At 49.7% G+C, this 18,299-nt stretch carries 11 protein-coding genes; 9 read left to right on the top strand and 2 right to left on the bottom strand.

Translation table 11 applies throughout. The features are described 5' to 3' along the window. The first annotated feature begins 8 nt into the window (after window positions 1-8). The 7 genes from G459_RS0113255 to G459_RS0113225 all read left to right on the top strand — a co-directional run bounded on the left by G459_RS0113255 (window position 9) and on the right by G459_RS0113225 (window position 12,401). The gene (locus tag G459_RS0113255; RefSeq protein ID WP_026968089.1) at window positions 9-1,904 is read left to right on the top strand and encodes a RagB/SusD family nutrient uptake outer membrane protein; all 1,896 of its coding nucleotides are present in this window, start codon (window positions 9-11) and stop codon (window positions 1,902-1,904) included. A 43-nt stretch (window positions 1,905-1,947) separates the two neighbouring features. Then, complete coding sequence (locus G459_RS0113250) at window positions 1,948-4,968, top strand: SusC/RagA family TonB-linked outer membrane protein (protein WP_026968088.1); 3,021 nt, start codon at window positions 1,948-1,950, stop codon at window positions 4,966-4,968. A 23-nt stretch (window positions 4,969-4,991) separates the two neighbouring features. Then, complete coding sequence (locus G459_RS0113245; protein ID WP_051315209.1) at window positions 4,992-6,749, top strand: RagB/SusD family nutrient uptake outer membrane protein; 1,758 nt, start codon at window positions 4,992-4,994, stop codon at window positions 6,747-6,749. 55 nt (window positions 6,750-6,804) lie between these two features. Then, entirely contained in the window at window positions 6,805-7,842 is a 1,038-nt protein-coding gene (locus tag G459_RS0113240) for a DUF5627 domain-containing protein (protein WP_026968086.1), read from the top strand. A gap of 12 nt (window positions 7,843-7,854) precedes the next feature. Further along, complete coding sequence (locus tag G459_RS0113235) at window positions 7,855-9,993, top strand: endo-1,4-beta-xylanase (RefSeq protein ID WP_026968085.1); 2,139 nt, start codon at window positions 7,855-7,857, stop codon at window positions 9,991-9,993. Window positions 9,994-10,070: 77 nt separating this feature from the next. Continuing rightward, window positions 10,071-11,195 (top strand): alpha/beta hydrolase-fold protein, encoded by a 1,125-nt coding sequence (locus G459_RS0113230; protein ID WP_026968084.1) that lies wholly within the window; start codon window positions 10,071-10,073, stop codon window positions 11,193-11,195. A 93-nt stretch (window positions 11,196-11,288) separates the two neighbouring features. Beyond that, a complete protein-coding gene (locus G459_RS0113225; RefSeq protein ID WP_035455929.1) occupies window positions 11,289-12,401 on the top strand; it encodes an endo-1,4-beta-xylanase in 1,113 nt (370 codons plus the stop codon). 8 nt (window positions 12,402-12,409) lie between these two features. On the opposite strand, the gene G459_RS0113220 is transcribed toward G459_RS0113225, so the two are convergent. Next, entirely contained in the window at window positions 12,410-13,126 is a 717-nt protein-coding gene (locus G459_RS0113220) for a LytR/AlgR family response regulator transcription factor (protein ID WP_035455876.1), read from the bottom strand. Further along, the gene (locus tag G459_RS0113215) at window positions 13,123-13,914 is read right to left on the bottom strand and encodes a sensor histidine kinase (protein ID WP_026968081.1); all 792 of its coding nucleotides are present in this window, start codon (window positions 13,912-13,914) and stop codon (window positions 13,123-13,125) included. Before G459_RS0113215 ends, G459_RS0113220 begins: the two co-directional genes overlap by 4 nt. Window positions 13,915-14,113: 199 nt before the next feature. Here G459_RS0113215 and G459_RS0113210 point away from each other — a divergent pair, with 199 nt between their 5' ends. Then, window positions 14,114-14,995, top strand: coding sequence for an ABC transporter ATP-binding protein (locus G459_RS0113210; RefSeq protein ID WP_026968080.1), 882 nt, complete (start codon window positions 14,114-14,116; stop codon window positions 14,993-14,995). Between the two features lie 2 nt (window positions 14,996-14,997). After that, window positions 14,998-18,273: an ABC transporter permease/M1 family aminopeptidase gene (locus tag G459_RS0113205; RefSeq protein WP_035455873.1), complete on the top strand. Its 3,276-nt coding sequence runs from the start codon at window positions 14,998-15,000 to the stop codon at window positions 18,271-18,273. Window positions 18,274-18,299 lie beyond the last annotated feature (26 nt).

Raw genomic sequence — 18,299 nt, 5'->3', positions numbered from 1 at the left:
TATTCCATATGAACAACTATCTAAAGAATATCATAAAGGGAAGTTTTCTGGTAGGCCTTTTTCTATCTGTCACTTCTTGCGAAGATTACCTCGAACGGTCTCCGGAATCAATTATCTCCGAGGAGACCGCTTTTCAGAATTTTACCAACTTTCAGGGTTTTACAGAGGAGCTGTATCACTGCATCCCCAACTTCACCCTGTCCTATTGGGTTAGTGCCTGGAACTTTGGCGAAGATGAGATCGAGTCCACAGCGGGTACCTTCACCGTCTCCTACAACTTTGATCGAGGTAACTTCTGGGCCTGGCAGGCAGAGCAAGGGGGTGGTGTAGGATGGTTTGATAAAGGCAACGCTTCCACCATCAACGGACACCATGCAAAAGCCTTGTGGCCGCTAGCTTGGCGGGGCATCCGAAAAGCAAATTTGGGACTCGAAAATCTCAACCGGCTCACAGATGCTACCGCTGAAGAAAGAGATCTCATCGAAAGCCAGCTGCTTTTTTTCAGGGGGTGGTTTCATTTTCAACTGATCCAGTATTTCGGCGGCCTGCCTTACATCGACTATGTGTTGCCCAGCGACGAAAAACTTCGGCTTCCCCGGCTCACTTACAGAGAAAGCGCAGATCGAGTCGCAGAGGATCTTCGCCGGGCAGCGGACCTTCTGCCCCTCAACTGGGACAATACCTCGGCGGGCAAAAACACCATTGGCAAAAATACCATGCGTATCAACAAAGCAATGGCTTTGGGCTACCTCGGCAAAAACCTCCTATGGGCAGCCAGTCCGCTGATGAATTTCACCGATACCGGCAGCGAGTCCTACGACACCGAGTACGCCAAGAAGGCTGCAGAGGTGTTTGGCGAGCTGCTTCAATTGATCGAAAGCGGTCAGACCTTGTACTCGCTGATGCCTTTTGCACAGAAGTCCAATCTGTTCTATACCACGGGGCAAAACTGGGCAATGCCCGGAGGAACGGAGGCGATGTTTCGTGCTCCTACGACCGGTGCCAATGGGAGTAACTATCAGATTTCGAAGCAGTTCATGCCTTTGCTGATCAGTCAGGGCGATGCGACAATGTTTATGCCTACAGCCAACTATGTGCATGACAACTATGGCATGGCCAATGGATTGCCACTTCCCGAAGACATCTCTAAGCCCGACCCTGAGTCCGGCTATGATCCACATTACCCTTGGAAGGGTCGGGACCCGAGATTCTACAGCGACATCACGTTTGACGGAGTCAAAGTAATCCAGGGATCAATTCCGGACCAAAGTCAAGAAGTCAACCGGCACGCCAACCTTTTTACAGGCGGCAGCTACAGAAACCAGAGCAACGGAAGCCGCACCGGCTACATGAGCAAAAAGTTTGTTCCCCTCAAAGCCAATAAGTATGACAACGCGTACGACTGGGGGACTTCTCTTCACATCAACGTGCCTTACATGAGAGTGGCGGACATCTATCTGATGTACGCCGAAGCGGCACTGATGGGCTACAACTCACCGAATACCCCGAGTGCTACATTTGCCAAGTCCGCTGTGGATGCCGTGAACGTCATCCGAAATCGGGCGGGAATGGCTCCCGTCCACAGCAAATTCGTCGGATCAGTGGAGGTGTTTTTACCGGAGTTGAGAAGAGAGCGCGCTGTAGAGCTGGCGTTCGAGAGACATCGCTTCACCGACCTTCGTCGTTGGATGCTGTTGATCGACGAGCCCTATACTGTGAAGACCTCACTGGAAATGGATCGCGTCGGCGAATTCAACTACGATGACCCCACCCAGAATCGCGTGGCAAACATCCGGGAGGAAGTGATCCTGAAGCGTCCGTTTACGGAAAGGCACTACTGGCTGCCCCTGAAAGTATCTGATGTGTCGCTATATCCGGAGATGACGCAGAATCCCGGCTGGTAAGCAGGCGATGTTAATCTTTTCATCATCTAAATGAACTTTCGTAATGAGATATATAAAAATAGTCATGGTATGGTGTGTCCTGGCGGTAGTGTTTCCCTACCAGCTGATGGCACAAAACGGCCAAAAATTAATCCTCAATCCGGTGGTCAAGTCCAGTCTCGGTAAAACGATCCCGGGCGCTATAATCACCAGCGAAGAAGATGACTTCACGGCTGTCTCCGACAGTCTCGGAGTTGCAAGATTGGAAGTTTCCTCCAACGCTTACCTGTCCGTCGAGGCTCCCGGCTACGAGACCCGTCTGATCCAGGTCAGTCCCAATCTGGAGGGGATCACTTTGTTTGCTTTTCTGGAAGGCCAGGGAGTGAACGTGGCGTTTCAAACCAAAAATAAGGCGGATCTGATCGGGGGCGTTTCCTATGTCAACATGCCCGATGTCCTCGAGAATAACTACATCACCAATCCTCTGGACGGAATGGAAGCCTATGTCGGCGGCTATAACGGCAACCTGTGGGGTAATGCAAGTTTGCTGGTGTTGGTAGACGGGATTCCCCGTGACATACAAAGTGTGCACCCGACCGAAATCGCCCAGATTACATTTCTCAAAGGAGTCAGTGCGGTAGCACTATACGGCAGCAAAGCGGCCAAAGGGGTGATAATGGTCTCTACCAAAAGAGGTGTAGCCAATGCCCAAAACATCACCCTTCGTACCAACGCCGGGGTCAACACACCCAAAGCTTATCCGGAATATCTGGGTTCCGGCGAGTACATGTCATTGTATAACGAAGCCAGAGCCAATGATGGCCTTTCTTCCCTGTATTCTCAAAATGACATCTACAACTATTCCTCAGGAAGCAACCCCTATCGGTATCCCAATGTTGACTACTACTCGCCAGAATATCTGAGAGAGGCCCATTCCAGATACGACGGCAACCTGGAAATCTCCGGTGGCAACGAGACTGCCCGCTACTACACCAATGTCGGCTTTATGACCGAGGGCACGATCCTCAACTTTGGACAGGCAGCAGAGAGTGCCAATGAGCGCTTCAATGTCCGCGGAAACATTGACCTCAATCTAAATGACTTCATCTCTGCCAAAGTCGACGCTGCCGCTATCTTCAATAACCAAAACGGCGTCAACACCGGTGCGTATTTTCAGGGTGCGTCTATCCTGAGACCCAATCGGTTTACCCCGCTCATTCCCTTGGAATACATCGAAGAGGACGACGACGCTTCCTGGAAGATGGTCGAGACAAGTGATCATGTCATCGACGGCAAATATCTGCTGGGGGGTACGCAACTGGATCAGACTAATCCGATCGCGGATATCTTTGCCGGGGGCTCCGAAAAATTCACCAGCCGCCAGTTTCAGTTTAACGCTGGTATAGATGCGGATCTGAGAAACTTGACCGAAGGCCTGTCCTTCAGCTCCTTGTTTGGACTCAACTACGCTACTTCTTACACGCTGTCATTTGACAACCAGTATGCGGTCTACGAACCCACCTGGACCAACTACAACGGCATGGATCAGATCGAAAAGCTCACAAAGTACGGACAGGATGCGAGCTCCCGCACCCAAAATATCAATGGCAACTGGTTCCGTCAGACTGTGGCCTTGTCTGCGCAGATGAACTATAACAGGACGTTCGATCAAAAACACAACGTCTCCGCAATCTTACTTGCCAATGGCTACCAAATCGCCGAATCTGCGATTTATCACAAAGTAAGCAATGCGAATTTAGGCCTGTATTTCGGCTACAACTACGAGCAGAAATACTACGCGGAATTCTCCGGAGCACTGGTTCATACCGCCAAACTGGCCGAGGGAAACCGCAACGCGTTCTCTCCAACGGTGTCACTTGGATGGAGGGTGACCGGAGAGGAGTTCCTTGCTTCGTCCTCTGTACTGGATGATCTGAAGATCTCAGTGTCAGCGGGTATTCTCAACACAGATCTCGACATCGATAACTTCTACTTATACGAAGCAATCTACACCGACGAAGGATCATGGTATGAGTGGAAAGACGGGTTAAACAATACCGGCACAGACGTTCGCCGGGGAGAAAACCTGGACTTGACTTTCCCGAAAAGAGAAGAAATCAGCCTACAGCTGGACGCCTCACTCTTCAATAATCTCCTGTCGGTCAATGGCTCAGTCTTCACCAGCAAGATGACGGGTTTGTTTGTACAGAACAGCATCCTGTACCCAAGTCACTTCGTCACCGGATGGCCGCAGTCCTCCTGGATCCCTTTTGTCAACTATAACAACGACATCAGAAACGGAGCTGACTTCCAATTGAATCTCAATAAGCGAACCGGCCTCGTCGACTGGACGATGGGCGTATCGGGAATCTACTACAATACCAAGGCGTCCAAAAGATCAGAGAACTTTGAAGATAGCTACCAAAACAGACAAGGAATGCCCCTGGATGCGATCTGGGGATTGGAAAGCCTGGGGTTGTTTAGCGGAATCGAAGAAATTGAAAACTCTCCAACGCAGGCATTCGGCGAGGTCAAGCCGGGCGATATCAAGTACAAAGATCAAAACAGCGACGGTATCGTCAATGCGCAGGATGAAGTCTACCTCGGTAGGGGTGGCTGGTCAGGAGCACCGCTGACGATGGGTTTCAACCTCTCTGCCAAGGTCAAAAATCTCACCTTTTTCGTATTGGGAACCATGAGAAGCGGTGCCTATGCCATGAAAAACAACAGCTATTTCTGGGTTAATGCCGATGATAAATACTCAGCTGTGGTGAGGGATCGATGGACAGAAGAAACACAAGACACTGCGACCTTTCCAAGATTGACCACACTGAGCGGCGACAATAACTTCAGGAACTCAGACTATTGGCTCTACAGCACCAATCGCTTCGATCTGGCGAAAGTTCAGGTCTCTTACACGTTCCCTAAAAGCATCATCGGTGACGGCTTCGTCAAAGAATTGGGTACCTACATCAGCGGATCAAACCTGCTTACGGTAGGTCCGAATCAGGATATTCTGGAGATGAACATCGGCTTCGGCCCCCAGATGCGGTTCTACAACTTCGGTATCAGAGCCATGTTTTAACAAGACCCAAAAAACTGAAAACCATGAATAACAAAATATCAATCTTCTTTTGTGTCCTCTTAATGCTGTCCGGCTGCCAGGACTTCATAGACCCGGCCATCGAAAACATCCAAGGCCGGGAAGACATGCTCGAGAGACCCCGACTCGCTCAGGGACTTCTCATCAATGCCTACCTGAGAATCCCCACCAACGGATGGACCTTTAGCGAGATGGCAACCGACGATGCGGTAAGCAACGAGCCCTCCAACGCATTTCTCAATATGGCAACCGGCCAATGGGCATCCAACAACAATCCGGTAAATCAATGGACTGGCGCGCAATCCGCGATCCAATACCTGAATGTAATGCTGGAAGATGTGGACAGCGTTGACTTTGCAACGGACGAGATAGTCAATCGAATGTTTGTCGACCGACTGAAGGGTGAGTCCTATGGACTCAGAGCGCTGTTTATGTATTATCTGCTGCAGGCTCACGGCGGCATGTCCGACGGTCAGCTTCTGGGCGTTCCGATTCTCACCGAATCTCAAAACGTCTCCTCCGACTTTAATCTGCCGCGAAACACCTTCGAAGAGTGCATGACGCAACTTCGCTCTGATGCGGAGAGAGCACTCGAGCTGCTGCCGCTGGATCTTGGCAATATTGGTGACCCTTCGCTGATTCCGGCCAAATATGCCGGGGCCGAGACAGGCCAATATAACCGGGTGTTCGGCGACGATGCTTTGCAGCTGGTTTCCGGTAGAATCGTCCGCGCAATCATCGCGCAGGCATCACTCCTGGCCGCCAGCCCGGCGTTCAACCCTAGCGGGGATGTGGCAAAATGGCAAGAGGCCGCTGAAGATGCAGCCTTCATTCTCAACACCATCGGTGGAGTAAGCGGACTGGCCCCGAACGGAGTCACCTGGTTTAAAAACGCTTCTGAACTCAATGCAATCGGAGGGGGGATTAACCCTGCCGAAGTCCTGTGGCGCACCTCTATAGGATCGAGCAATAACCTAGAGCAAGACAACTATCCTCCGACACTGTATGGAAACGGCCTTGTCAATCCCACGCAAAACTTCGTGGATGCCTTTCCGATGGCTAACGGATTTCCGATCGACGCACAGGGAAGTGGATACAATCCCCAAAGTCCCTATGCTGGCCGAGACCCACGATTGGGCCACTTTGTGGTCGTCAACGGCAGCACAGCCGGACCCAGCAATACAACGATCACGACCGCTGCGGACGGTACGACCAACGATGGGTTGAACAAAGTGGAGACCTCTACCCGCACGGGCTATTACCTGAAAAAACTACTTCGTCAGGACGTCAACCTGAACCCCAACTCGACCAACTCGCAGGTTCACATGAAGCCGAGGATCAGGTATACCGAGATCTTCTTGATATACGCCGAAGCGGCCAATGAAGCCTACGGGCCTATGGGAAACGGCGGAGCCGGATATTCTGCCTATGACGTGATCAAAGCGATCCGCCAGCGTGCCGGTATCGGATCCAGCAATGGAGATGCCTACCTGGAATCGGTCAAAAACGACCAGACAGCCATGCGCCAACTCATTCGCAATGAACGAAGACTGGAACTGAGCTTCGAAGGATTCAGATTTTGGGACCTGAGAAGGTGGGATGCAAACCTTACCGAAACTACCCAAGGGATTATTATCCAAAACGGCAATCACGAGATCATGAATGTAGAAAACAGGGTCTACAGTGATCACATGATTTATGGGCCGGTGCCATACAGCGAAGTCCTAAAGTTTTCACAGCTAAAACAAAATACTGGATGGTAGTGTGTGCTTTTACCCAAGCTCAAGTGAACCCTATTGATTCTAAAATCACAGAAAGATGAAAAATACAGCCTATATAATGCTTGCGCTTTCTCTGGTCTTCACTTCCTGTGAAAACCAGGATTGGGATTTCCCTGACTTTGACTATCAGACGGTGTATTTCGCGTTTCAATATCCCGTCAGGACCATCACGTTAGGCGACGATATCTTTGATACCTCTCTGGACAATGAAGGGAAGTTTCGCATCCTCGCCACCACGGGCGGTGTGTACTCCTCACCGCAGGATGTCCTGGTCAACGTAACCGTGGACGACAGTATGGTGGAAGGCCTGTTGTTTGGTATTGACGGAGACGAGATTGAAGTGCTGCCATCGGAATACTACCAGCTGTCGGCCCAATCGATGGTAATCCCAAAAGGTGAAGTCACCGGTGGGATCGAAATCCAGCTCAATAGCGGTTTTTTCAACGATCCAAAGGCAATCAAGAAAAGCTATGTTCTGCCCCTCAGAATCACCGAAATAGCCAATGCCGATTCCGTACTGTCAGGCGTGGGCTTGGTAGACAATCCGAGTAGAACCAATCCCTCAGATTGGTCCGTGGCTCCAAAGGATTTTGTGCTGTATGCCTTGAAATACGTCAATCCATGGCATGGCAACTACCTGCGAAGAGGCAAAGATGTCATCAAAGGGACCGTCGGAAACACCGCCGTCGACCGAACAGTGGTCAGACATGCTGACTTTGTAGTGAATGATCAAATAAACGCGTTACACACCCGGTCACTGAATGAAGTGGAATTCCCCTTGGCATTTCCGGGAGAGGACGGTACCAATGTCACCGCAGATCTGCTGTTGACCTTTGACGACGACGGAAACTGCACCGTCTCTGCCCTCGGAGATGGCTATAGTGCTACCGGCACAGGTAAATTTGTCTCCAAAGGAGAGGTGAAGAGCTGGGGAGACAAAGACCGTGACGCGCTCTATCTACAGTATGAAATAAGCCTGCCAAAGATGCAGATTACTGCAACGGACACCCTGGTGGCACGGGATCGCGGGGTAGGAATGGAGACATTCACTCCCGTACTGAAGCTCAACGACTAAATAGCCCTAAACATGAAGAAACTATATATCAAGTGTCTTAGCCTGCTGGCGCTCGCTGTCGGTACGGGCTCCTGTGTCGACTACGTCGCTACTGACGACTATCAGGTAGAGAAGCCACTCAACGTTGCGGAACAAGAGGTTCTCAACAGCTATGACGTACTGAAGAATTACATTGACACTGTCGCTTATCCTGATTTCAAACTCGGTGGGGCTGTCACGATGTCTGAATATGCGAGCAGGGGCGTGATGTACCGATTGATCAACAGCAACTTTAATGAGATCACCACTGGCTACGGGATGAAGCACGGTGCCATCGTCAGAGCGGATGGTACAATGGATTTTAGCAGTGTAAACGCTACTCTGGAAGCCGCCTCCGCCGCGGGAACTTCGGTGTTTGGCCATACACTGGTGTGGCATGCCAATCAAAATGCAGAGTATCTGAATAGTTTGTTGCAACCTCTGGTAGTGAATTCCCCGGCGTTTACCAATGAGCTGAACTTGTCAGCGCCTCTGCAAGGCAATCTGACCGGCTGGGCCAATACAGGGGATGTCTCGATCAGCGAAGGAGAGGGGATGGGCGAGGGTACCGCTGCCTTTTCACTCAAATCCGGCTCCGGCACCGATCCCGAAAGTGTACGGCTGACTACTCCGGAGATCTCCGTCTTGCCGGGCAAAGAATACGAGGTGATCGCCTACATCAAATCTGACCAGGCAGGACAGGGTAGCATCACCTTTGAAGGCCTTTCTAACAACACTCCGGAGAAAGACTGGATGGATACCGGTGCAGCAAGCGCCTCTTTTCAAACCAGCATCTCTTGGCAGGAGATCCGTTTCAGAATCAGTGATTTTGAAGGAGAGTCTTTCAAGATAAATTTCAACATGGGCCACCTCCCTAACGTCTCCTACTTGATAGACATCAGCAATGTATACGTCTACGATCCAGCAGGCCCTCCCTTGATCAATAATCTGATCCCTGATGGCGACTTCGAAAATGGAAATGGCTGGGGAGGATGGGGCAATGGTTCTTCCCGTGGTGTCACCGCAGCAGGGATGGGTTTCGGTGGCGCAGGCAAAGCCTTTTTCGTTACCAACCCCTCAAAGACCGGTGGGTTCTGGGAAGTTCAGACGGCTTTTGAGCTTCCCAAAGCATTAAAAAACGGCGAAGAATACAAGTTGACGTTTTGGGTAAAAGGAGATGCGGAAGGCATCATCAGACCTGAGCTGCAAAGCCCCGACTATTCCTCCAACGGTTTTGGACAAATAGGTGTAACCAAGGAATGGAAGCAAATACAGTTGACGACGACTGCAACAGCGGATGACCGTCAGCGGTTTGTCATCAGCTATGGTGAGTTTGCCGGAACAGTGTACTTGGATGACGTCGTGCTGAGCAGCGCTTCGCTATCGGGTGGCAGTACCACGCTGGTGAATAAGACTGCCGACGAAAAAGTGTCGATTGTCTCCGTTGAGTTTGAGAAGTGGATAGCCGCAATGATGACTAATTCCAAAGCTCATATCAAAGCCTGGGACGTTGTAAACGAACCAATGGATGACGCCAAACCTGCCGAGTTGAAGACCGGAATCGGCAATCCCGACGTTGCTGCTGACCACTTCTACTGGCAGGACTATTTGGGCAAAGATTATGCTGTAAAAGCCTTCCAGCTCGCTGAGCAATACGGCAACACCGATGATCTGCTCTTTATCAACGACTACAATCTGGAGTACAGCCTCGAAAAATCCCAAGGCCTCATCGACTATGTCAAATACATCGAAACCAAAGGCGTGACGGTAGACGGGATTGGCACTCAGATGCACATCAGCATCGATTCTGACAAGGAAAAGATCGTCTCGATGTTTAAAATGCTTGCCGCTACAGGCAAACTGATTAAAGTGTCTGAGCTCGATGTCAGAGTCAATACCACTAATCCGACCCCTGAAATGCTGCAACTGCAGCGCGAAATGTACAAATATGTGGCAGAGATGTATATTGAGCATGTGCCAGCGCCTCAGCGGTATGGCATCACCATCTGGGGTGTGAAAGACAGCGCCGACAATGCCACATGGCTTCCGGGAGAAAAACAAGGGCTCTGGAACCTCAACCTGAACCGTAAGCCCGCTTACGCTGGATTTGCGGAGGGATTGGAAAGAATGTAATCCCACATTCTATCCAACACGCAGCTAACAAAGAAACCGATGAGTACAATTTTCAATAATCCCAATCCTATAAAATCATGAGAAATTTTTCATTGAGTCTAATCTTCCTCTGGATCTTCAGTAGTTCCATTGGCTATGCCCAGACGGGAAGCTCTGAAATCAAAGAGGATTTCAAACCTTCCTCCAAGAATCAACCCGGCAAAGAATATCCTCAGGTTAATTCGCAGGGGTATGCCAGATTTCGGGTAGAAGCTCCGCAAGCAGACAGCGTGAGGGTAAGCCTTGGCCTTGGCGGCAGAGGAGGTACAAAACTCACCAAAAACGAAGAGGGAGTCTGGACTGGCACTACGGAAGGGCCGATGGACGAGGGATTTCACTATTATCACCTCACCATCGACGGAGGTGTCTTCAATGATCCCGGCGCAATGAACTACTATGGCTCCACCCGGTGGGAAAGTGGGATTGAAATCCCCGCACACGACCAGGATTTTTATGCTTTGAAGCAAGTGCCTCACGGCAATGTCCAGCAGATCCTCTTCCCTTCACCGAGCACCAACACATCCAGAAGAGCCTTTGTCTACACACCGCCGGGGTACAGCAAAGAGTCATCCGAGCGCTACCCGGTACTGTATCTGCAGCATGGATGGGGAGAAGACGAGACAGCTTGGAGTAATCAGGGACATGCCAACCTCATCATGGACAACTTGATTGCGGAAGGAAAAATAGAGCCATTTCTCATCGTCATGACTTACGGAATGACCAATGAAATCAAATTCGGAGGATTACGGGACTTTAAAGTAGATGCTTTTCAGACTGTGTTGGTAGACGAGCTGGTGCCGTATGTGGATGCCAATTTCAGAACTAAGGCGGATCGGGAGCACCGGGCGATGGCTGGACTGTCCATGGGAGGTATGGAAACTCACTCCATCACGCTCAATAAGCCAGACGTCTTTTCGAGATATGCACTCCTGAGTGGAGGAATCTACACTCCAGAGGAGTTGAAGGCATCGTCCAAACCAGAGTTGATCTTCATCAGTGCAGGAAGCAAGGAAAATCCTGATCGGGTGAAAAATGCCGTTTCCGCATTGAAGGAAGCAGGGTTTAATGCAGTTTCTTACGTGTCTGAAGGGACCGCGCATGAATTCCAGACCTGGAGAAGAAGCCTGTATACACTTGCTCCAATCTTGTTTTCGGATAAATAGGCTGAAAACAAATTCATAAAAATTACCTTCAACCACTTGCTGGAAAGGGAAAATGCTCCTTACACGGGAACCAACCTATTAACTATCACGCCCATGATACTCAAGAAAGTCTTAACATTTGCCTCCCTAACCCTGCTGTTTTCTGCCCAAAGCCCGGACAGCGAGCGACTCAAGGATATCTTTGCAGACAGTTTTTACATTGGAGTCGCTGTGAACGCCCGGCAAGTCAACAGCTCTGATGAGAAGGTGACCTCCCTGATTGCAAACCAGTTCAACAGTCTGAGTCCCGAAAACGGTCTCAAGTGGGAGCGTGTACATCCCGAACTCGATCGGTATGATTTCAAATTTGGCGATGAGTATGTAGCGCTGGGACAGAAAATCGGCGCATTTACCATAGGTCATTGCCTGGTCTGGCATCAGCAGACTCCAAGGTGGGTTTTTCAGGATCAAAACAATGAACCCTTGGGCAAAGACGCCTTGATCTCCAGGATGGAGGACCACATCGAGTCCGTCGCTGGCAGATACAAAGGGAAGATCCACGGTTGGGATGTGGTCAATGAAGCTTTCAACGAAGACGGGACTTTTCGGGAGTCAAACTGGTACAAGATCGCCGGAAAGGACTTTATGAAAGCAGCATTCCGCAAGGCAAGTGAGGTTGACCCGGGGGCTGAGTTGTATTACAACGACTACAATGTATGGAGAGCTTCCAAGCGCAAGGGAATTCTTGATTTTGCCAAAGAAATGAAAGCTGAGGGAATCCGGGTGGACGCGATAGGTATGCAGGGCCACTACCAGCTGGATTCACCTACGCTGGAGGAGATCGAGCAGGGGATTATCGACATTCATGAAGCTGGATTCAAGGTGATGATCACTGAGCTGGACGTGGATGTTTTGCCAAGACCCAGGAGAGCAGAAGGTGCCGATCTCAACATGAATTTCGCCAATTCGGATGAGTATAATCCCTACAGGGACGGGATCACGCCGGAGGCCGAGGCCAAGCTAGCTGCACGCTACGCGGAGATCTTTGCGCTATACGAGAAACACAAAGACAAGATCACCCGGGTCACGTTCTGGGGCTTGGGTGATGGCGTGAGTTGGTTGAACAACTTTCCGGTGAGAGGCAGAACGAACTATCCCTTGCTTTTTGATAGAAACCTGGAACCCAAAACAGAGATAATAGACAAGATTGCCAGTGTGGTGAAATAACAAAAAGGTCAATCCATGTTTCGGGTTACAAGCTTATCCAGCTCTGACCTGAATGACTTCCCAATAGGCACTTTGTATTTATCAATGATTATCTCGTTTCCTTCGATGCTTTTGATGTGCTTTTTCGCGACCATAAACGAGCGATGTACCTGAACAAAGCCAGCTGTCGGCATGTGTTCCGCCAATGAAGACAACACCCCACGCAAGGTGATGACTTCTTCTTTCAGCACCACCTGAACATAGTTGCCCGAAGCCTCGACAAACAGGATGTCATCCAGTGCGACTTGGATGTGCTTGTTGGCCGTGCGCAGGAAAATCCGTTCCGACTTGCTCTCGTCCGTATCACTTTTGGCGATGGAGGGAGTCTCGGAATGGGTGGTAATTGCCTTGTTGACCGCTTTCAAAAAGCGCTCAAATGAAAAAGGCTTTAACAGGTAATCTGAGATGTTCAGTTCATAGCCTTCCAAGGCGTGTTCTTTGTACGCAGTGGTTACGATCACCTTGGGTTGGTTGGGCAAGGTTTTTAGAAACTCAAACCCATGCAATTTGGGCATGTTCAGATCGAGAAAGATCAGATCAACCGTGTTGCGGTTCAGGTATTCAATGGCTTCGATCGCATCATAGCAGTCCTGCATCAACTTCATGTTTGGCAACAGGGAGCAATACTTTTTGATGATGTCGTGGGCGATGGACTCGTCATCCACGATGATGTATCGGACGCTCATAGTGTAAGTCTTAATCGAATCTTGTAAACGTCTCCATGGGCTGGGAGTATTTCAAGTTCATGCCTTTTCAAATAAACCAAATCCAAGCGCTTTTTTAGGTTGTTCAGGCCAATCCCTCCTTTTTCGCTCATCTCCTCCGCATCAAAATTGTTTTCAATCTCAAAATCCACCTGCTGCTGGGTAGCTTTTAAGCAGATGTGCACGAAGGCATCCTTTCGCAGTTTTTCCACCCCATGCTTGAAGGCATTTTCCACCATAATGATAAACAGCAAGGGCATGATCTTCACACTCCTGTCTTCAGCGTCTATCTCAAAACGGATCGCAATCTCCTTATGGTAACGCATCCGATGCAGTTCCATGTAGTTCTCCAGATAGGTGATCTCTTCGTCTAGCGTCACCCAGTCATTTTGCCCTTCATAGATACTGTATCGCATCATGTCGGACAGTTTGAGGATCAGCTGCTGGGCCTTAGCCGGATCATTCTCTACCAATCCGTACAGGTTATTCAGGGTGTTGAAGAAGAAGTGCGGATTTACCTGGCTTTTTAGATGCATCAGTTCGGCTTGTTTCTTTTCCTTTTTCAGTCGGAGAATGGCTTTGATCTGAAGGATTATCCATCGGATCATCCAGATGGTCAAAGCGGTAAAAAACAGCAGGCTGAAAACTACGAAGCCGTCATCATCTCCAAAAACATCATTTAAAACGAAGATTAGGATGGTTGTGCCTATGAAAAAGTAAGGCACAGCCTTCAGGAGAAGCCGCTTGGTAAAGATGTTCTGAAACGCCATTGTGCGAAGTTACCCAAAATCCAGAATGCCTAAACCGCGTGTGGCAGAAGCATGTCCCGCGGTGACGAATGGATGCCTTTGTGGGATGAAGCGATTTTTCAGCACAAATGAGCAGTCCATACCGGGTGAACGGCTGTCTGTCCCACATTTTTTTCCGATGAGTTCCTGCCTGATAGTATTGCATTCAAATGAACTGACCATGGACGATCTAATCATCACCAACCTTTCCAAGACCTATCACAACGGCGTAAAAGCCCTCCAGAATGTCTCTTTGCAAATACCAAAAGGCATGTATGGCCTGCTGGGGCCCAATGGAGCCGGCAAATCAACGCTCATGCGCACCATCGCAACGCTACAGGAAGTGGATGAGGGCAGCATTCATCTCGGAAGCCTCAATATTCGGGAACAACCCAATGAGTTGAAAAAAGTACTGGGCTATCTGCCCCAGCAATTTGGGGTATATCCAATGCTCTCTTCCGAGATGCTGTTGAACCACCTCGCTGTGATGAAGGGCATTGTGGACGGTAGGGAGCGCAGAGAGATCATAGCGGCACTTCTGCACCGGGTAAATCTCTACGAAGTGCGGAAGCAAAGACTGGGGGAATTTTCCGGCGGGATGAAGCAGCGCTTTGGCATTGCACAGGCACTGCTCAACAACCCCAAACTATTGATCGTGGATGAACCTACCGCGGGACTTGATCCTGTCGAGCGGAACCGCTTTTACAACCTGCTCAGCGAGGTGGGGGAGCAGACCATCGTGATACTATCTACACACGTCGTCGACGATGTGAAGGAATTGTGCACCCGGATGGCCATCATCAACAAGGGCAAAGTGGTTGTCCAGGGAAATCCCATCGAAATCATGGAGGACCTCCAGGGGAAACTGTATGAGAAGGTGATACACAAGAGCGAACTGGATCACCACAAGATGGAATACCACGTAATCAGCGATCGGCTGTATCTGGGAAAGCAAATCATCCATGTATTGAGTGAGACCCACCCAGGGTCGGATTTCAAACCCATAGATGCAAATCTGGAAGATGTCTACATGTCCCAAATCCTTAACACCCAGCTATCCTGATTATGCTATACGAATTTTTCATATTCGAACTGAAATACCGCCTGAAGCGGCCGGAAACCTATTTTTTCTTTCTGCTGCTGTTCTTGTTCTCGATAGTGGGTGTGGAATTCATCTTTCAGGGAGTCGATATCGGCTTAGTCAAGAAGAACTCTCCCTATGTGATCGCCAAAACCATGGGAGCCATTACGGGATTGTCGATGGTCATTGCCTCGATGATCATGGGCGTGCCCGTTTTGCGCGACTTTCAATACGATGTCACCTCGCTGATCTATGTCAATCCGATCTCAAAAAGGGATTATCTATTGGGACGCTTCCTGGGATCTTTCCTCGTGTTGCTCTTGATCTTCAGCAGTTTGCTCTGGGGGATGGTGCTGGGAGAATTTATGCCTTGGAATGATGCAAAGGAATTCTTGCCGTTTCAGTTTACCCACTACCTGCAGCCATTTCTCTGGGTGGTATTGCCCACCTTGTTTTTTGGTGCCTCGGTATTTTTTGTGACGGGCGCGCTTACCAAAAAACTCATGGTCGTCTACACGCAAGGCATAGTCATCTTTGTCTTGTTCATGATCACCAAGGGAATTACCAACGAGACGGCTCAGGCGCTGCTGGATCCCTTTTCGCTCACCACCCTGACGCAGGCAAGCAAGGGCTGGACAGTAGCCGACAGAAATCTCCAACTGATCCCACTCTCGGGTATCATGCTGATGAACAAATTGTTCTGGATGTTTCTCGGACTTTCCGCGCTGGTCATCGGGTATGTACGGTTTCAGTTGGCTGTAGTCACAGAGAAGGCGGCTAGCAAACAGAAAGCACGAAAAATCACTGCCGTAGCGAATCATGTTCCTACCGATCTGCCGGCTGTCAATCCCACTTTTGGCTTCCGGTCAAAGGCTGCTCAGCTGTTTCTCAATGCATGGTTTCATAGCTTATCGATACTCAAGCTTCCCTCATTTTGGGCGATCATCGTTTGTTGTTTTATCGTCATGCTCGTCAACTCAGTGAGTCTGGGTACCTCCTATGGTGTCGACAGCTATCCCACCACCTACCTGATGATAGAGGAGTTGATGGAGATGTCCGGCTACTTCTTCATGATCATCCTGGTTTTTTATTCCGGCGAGATTGTGTGGAAGGAGAAAGACGTCAAGTTTGACCTCATCTATGATGCCACGCCCCTGAGTAGATTGGTGAATGTAGCCAGCAGATTTCTGGGATTGCTGCTCATCTATAGCATCGTCATGCTCTCACTCATTGCTGCCGGCGTTCTGTTTCAGATAGCGCACGGCTACTATCGCTACGAATTGCCCGTCTATTTCATGGGATTCTTTTTGGATTTATTGCCCTTTCTGGCTTTGTACACCTTCGTTGCCTTGTTCTTTCAGGCACTCACGGGGAATAAGTTCATGGGCATGCTCGCCATCATCGCGTTTGCTGTCATCAATGTCGCTGTAAACACGTTCGGTTTGGATCATGCTTTACTCAACTTTGGTGGACATAAGCTGCCCTCGTATTCGGATATGAACGGATATGGGCACTTCCTGAGGCCTTACTTTTGGGTGAAGCTCTACTGGGCCTTGTTTGGTGTGTTGCTCTTGATTTTTGCGGGCGTTCTCATGGGGAGAGGTACCGAAACAGGATTGAGGAAGCGATGGAAAAGCGGGAGAAAGCAGATCAAAGGAGCTTTGGGTGTGTTGACCTTGGGATGCTCGGCGCTCTTTGTCGGTGTCGGCAGCTACATTTTTTACAATACCAATGTGCTGAATGAATATTGGACAGAGGACGCCCAAGCGAGTTTCAGAGCGGATTATGAAAAAGCACTGAAACACCTGGAATATATTCCCCAACCGAAGATAATCGAGATCAATCTCCAACTTGATCTGTCTCCGTCACAACGGGCCTATACCGTCACAGGCTACTATCTGGTCACCAACACTTCGCAGGAGCCTATTCGTGAGATTCACCTGCAAAAGCTGATAGCCTCTCATGTGGAAGTCACCGACGTAGCCTTTGATCGCAGCGTGAGGACTGACAATAAGTATGAAAAATATTACTACACCATCTACGAGTTGGATCGGCCCTTGTCGCCAGGTGACACACTGAAGATGACCTTCACCCAGACATTGCGTCCGGAGGGTTTTGAGGTGGATCCTTCCGATACGCAGGTGGTCTATAACGGGACGTTCTTTGACAATGACGTCCTGCCTGGCTTTGGCTATCAGGACGACTATGAACTGCAGGATGAGGATAATCGGGAAGATTTTGGTCTGACGCCACTTTTGGCGAAAGCCAGCCGGGATGATGCGCGGGAGCTGCTGAATCCACGCGGCGGAAGTGACTCGGAGGGTGTCACCTTAGACCTGGTCATCAGTACTGAAGCTCCGCAAACAGCCCTGACCTCGGGCGATTTGGTGGCAGAATGGAATAGGGACGGGCGCAATTATTTTCACTACAAAACCAACCAGCCGATTATCCACTTTTTCCCGATTGTATCTGCACAGTACCAGGTGGTCAGAGACAGTGTCTTTCCGGCAGGAAATAACACGGGAGAACCTGTAGACTTGGAAATCTACTATCAGGATGGGCATGAGTACAATCTGGATCGCATGATGGAATCCATGAAGATGTCCCTGGACTACTACAGCACCCATTTCAGTCCCTATCCCTACAGGCAGCTTCGCATCGTGGAGTTTCCCAGGTATCGCAGCTTTGCCCAATCGCTGCCGGGAATCATTCCGTTCTCAGAGGCGCTAGGTTTCATTATGGATATTGATGATGAAGAAGACGTGGACATGGCATTCTACATTACCGCTCACGAAGTGGCCCATCAGTGGTGGGGGAATCAACTGGAAGCAGCCAATGTACAGGGGCAGAAGATGATCCTGGAGACGCTGGCCCAGTACTCCGCGATGATGGTGTTCAAAGAAAGATACAGCGAGGAAAAAATTCAGCAATTCCTGACATTCCAATTGGAGGAATACAGGGAAGCCAAACTCAAATCAACGAAGGAAGAGTTGCCCTTAGCCATGGTGGAGAACGAACAACACCTCTACTATAACAAAGGCGCGCTGACCATGTACGAACTGCAAAAGCGGATCGGCGAAGAGAATGTCAATCTTGCTTTGAAGAATTTCCTGAATGACCGGGGTACTTTCAACAATCCCCAAAAGCCAAAGCGCTATTCGACCACGGCGGATTTAATCCACTACCTTCGGGAAGCAGCACCTGATTCGGCGCAAAGCACCATTACGGATTTATTGGAGCGGGTAAACAGCATTGAGTAAAACAAACAGTTGGACAGGGGTGAAGC

It is taken from the genome of Algoriphagus terrigena DSM 22685 (assembly GCF_000429445.1).
In the GTDB taxonomy this organism is placed as follows: domain Bacteria; phylum Bacteroidota; class Bacteroidia; order Cytophagales; family Cyclobacteriaceae; genus Algoriphagus; species Algoriphagus terrigena.
Note: the sequence above shows the minus strand (reverse complement) of the source record. Positions and strands in the feature narration are given on the sequence as shown.

Bases quoted from the DNA above. Each gene is read 5' to 3' on its own strand.
- G459_RS0113255 (WP_026968089.1), top strand. From the start codon at position 9: ATGAACAACTATCTAAAGAATATCATAAAGGGAAGTTTTCTGGTAGGC.
- G459_RS0113250 (WP_026968088.1), top strand. From the start codon at position 1,948: ATGAGATATATAAAAATAGTCATGGTATGGTGTGTCCTGGCGGTAGTG.
- G459_RS0113245 (WP_051315209.1), top strand. From the start codon at position 4,992: ATGAATAACAAAATATCAATCTTCTTTTGTGTCCTCTTAATGCTGTCC.
- G459_RS0113240 (WP_026968086.1), top strand. From the start codon at position 6,805: ATGAAAAATACAGCCTATATAATGCTTGCGCTTTCTCTGGTCTTCACT.
- G459_RS0113235 (WP_026968085.1), top strand. From the start codon at position 7,855: ATGAAGAAACTATATATCAAGTGTCTTAGCCTGCTGGCGCTCGCTGTC.
- G459_RS0113230 (WP_026968084.1), top strand. From the start codon at position 10,071: ATGAGAAATTTTTCATTGAGTCTAATCTTCCTCTGGATCTTCAGTAGT.
- G459_RS0113225 (WP_035455929.1), top strand. From the start codon at position 11,289: ATGATACTCAAGAAAGTCTTAACATTTGCCTCCCTAACCCTGCTGTTT.
- G459_RS0113220 (WP_035455876.1), bottom strand. From the start codon at position 13,126: ATGAGCGTCCGATACATCATCGTGGATGACGAGTCCATCGCCCACGAC.
- G459_RS0113215 (WP_026968081.1), bottom strand. From the start codon at position 13,914: ATGGCGTTTCAGAACATCTTTACCAAGCGGCTTCTCCTGAAGGCTGTG.
- G459_RS0113210 (WP_026968080.1), top strand. From the start codon at position 14,114: ATGGACGATCTAATCATCACCAACCTTTCCAAGACCTATCACAACGGC.
- G459_RS0113205 (WP_035455873.1), top strand. From the start codon at position 14,998: ATGCTATACGAATTTTTCATATTCGAACTGAAATACCGCCTGAAGCGG.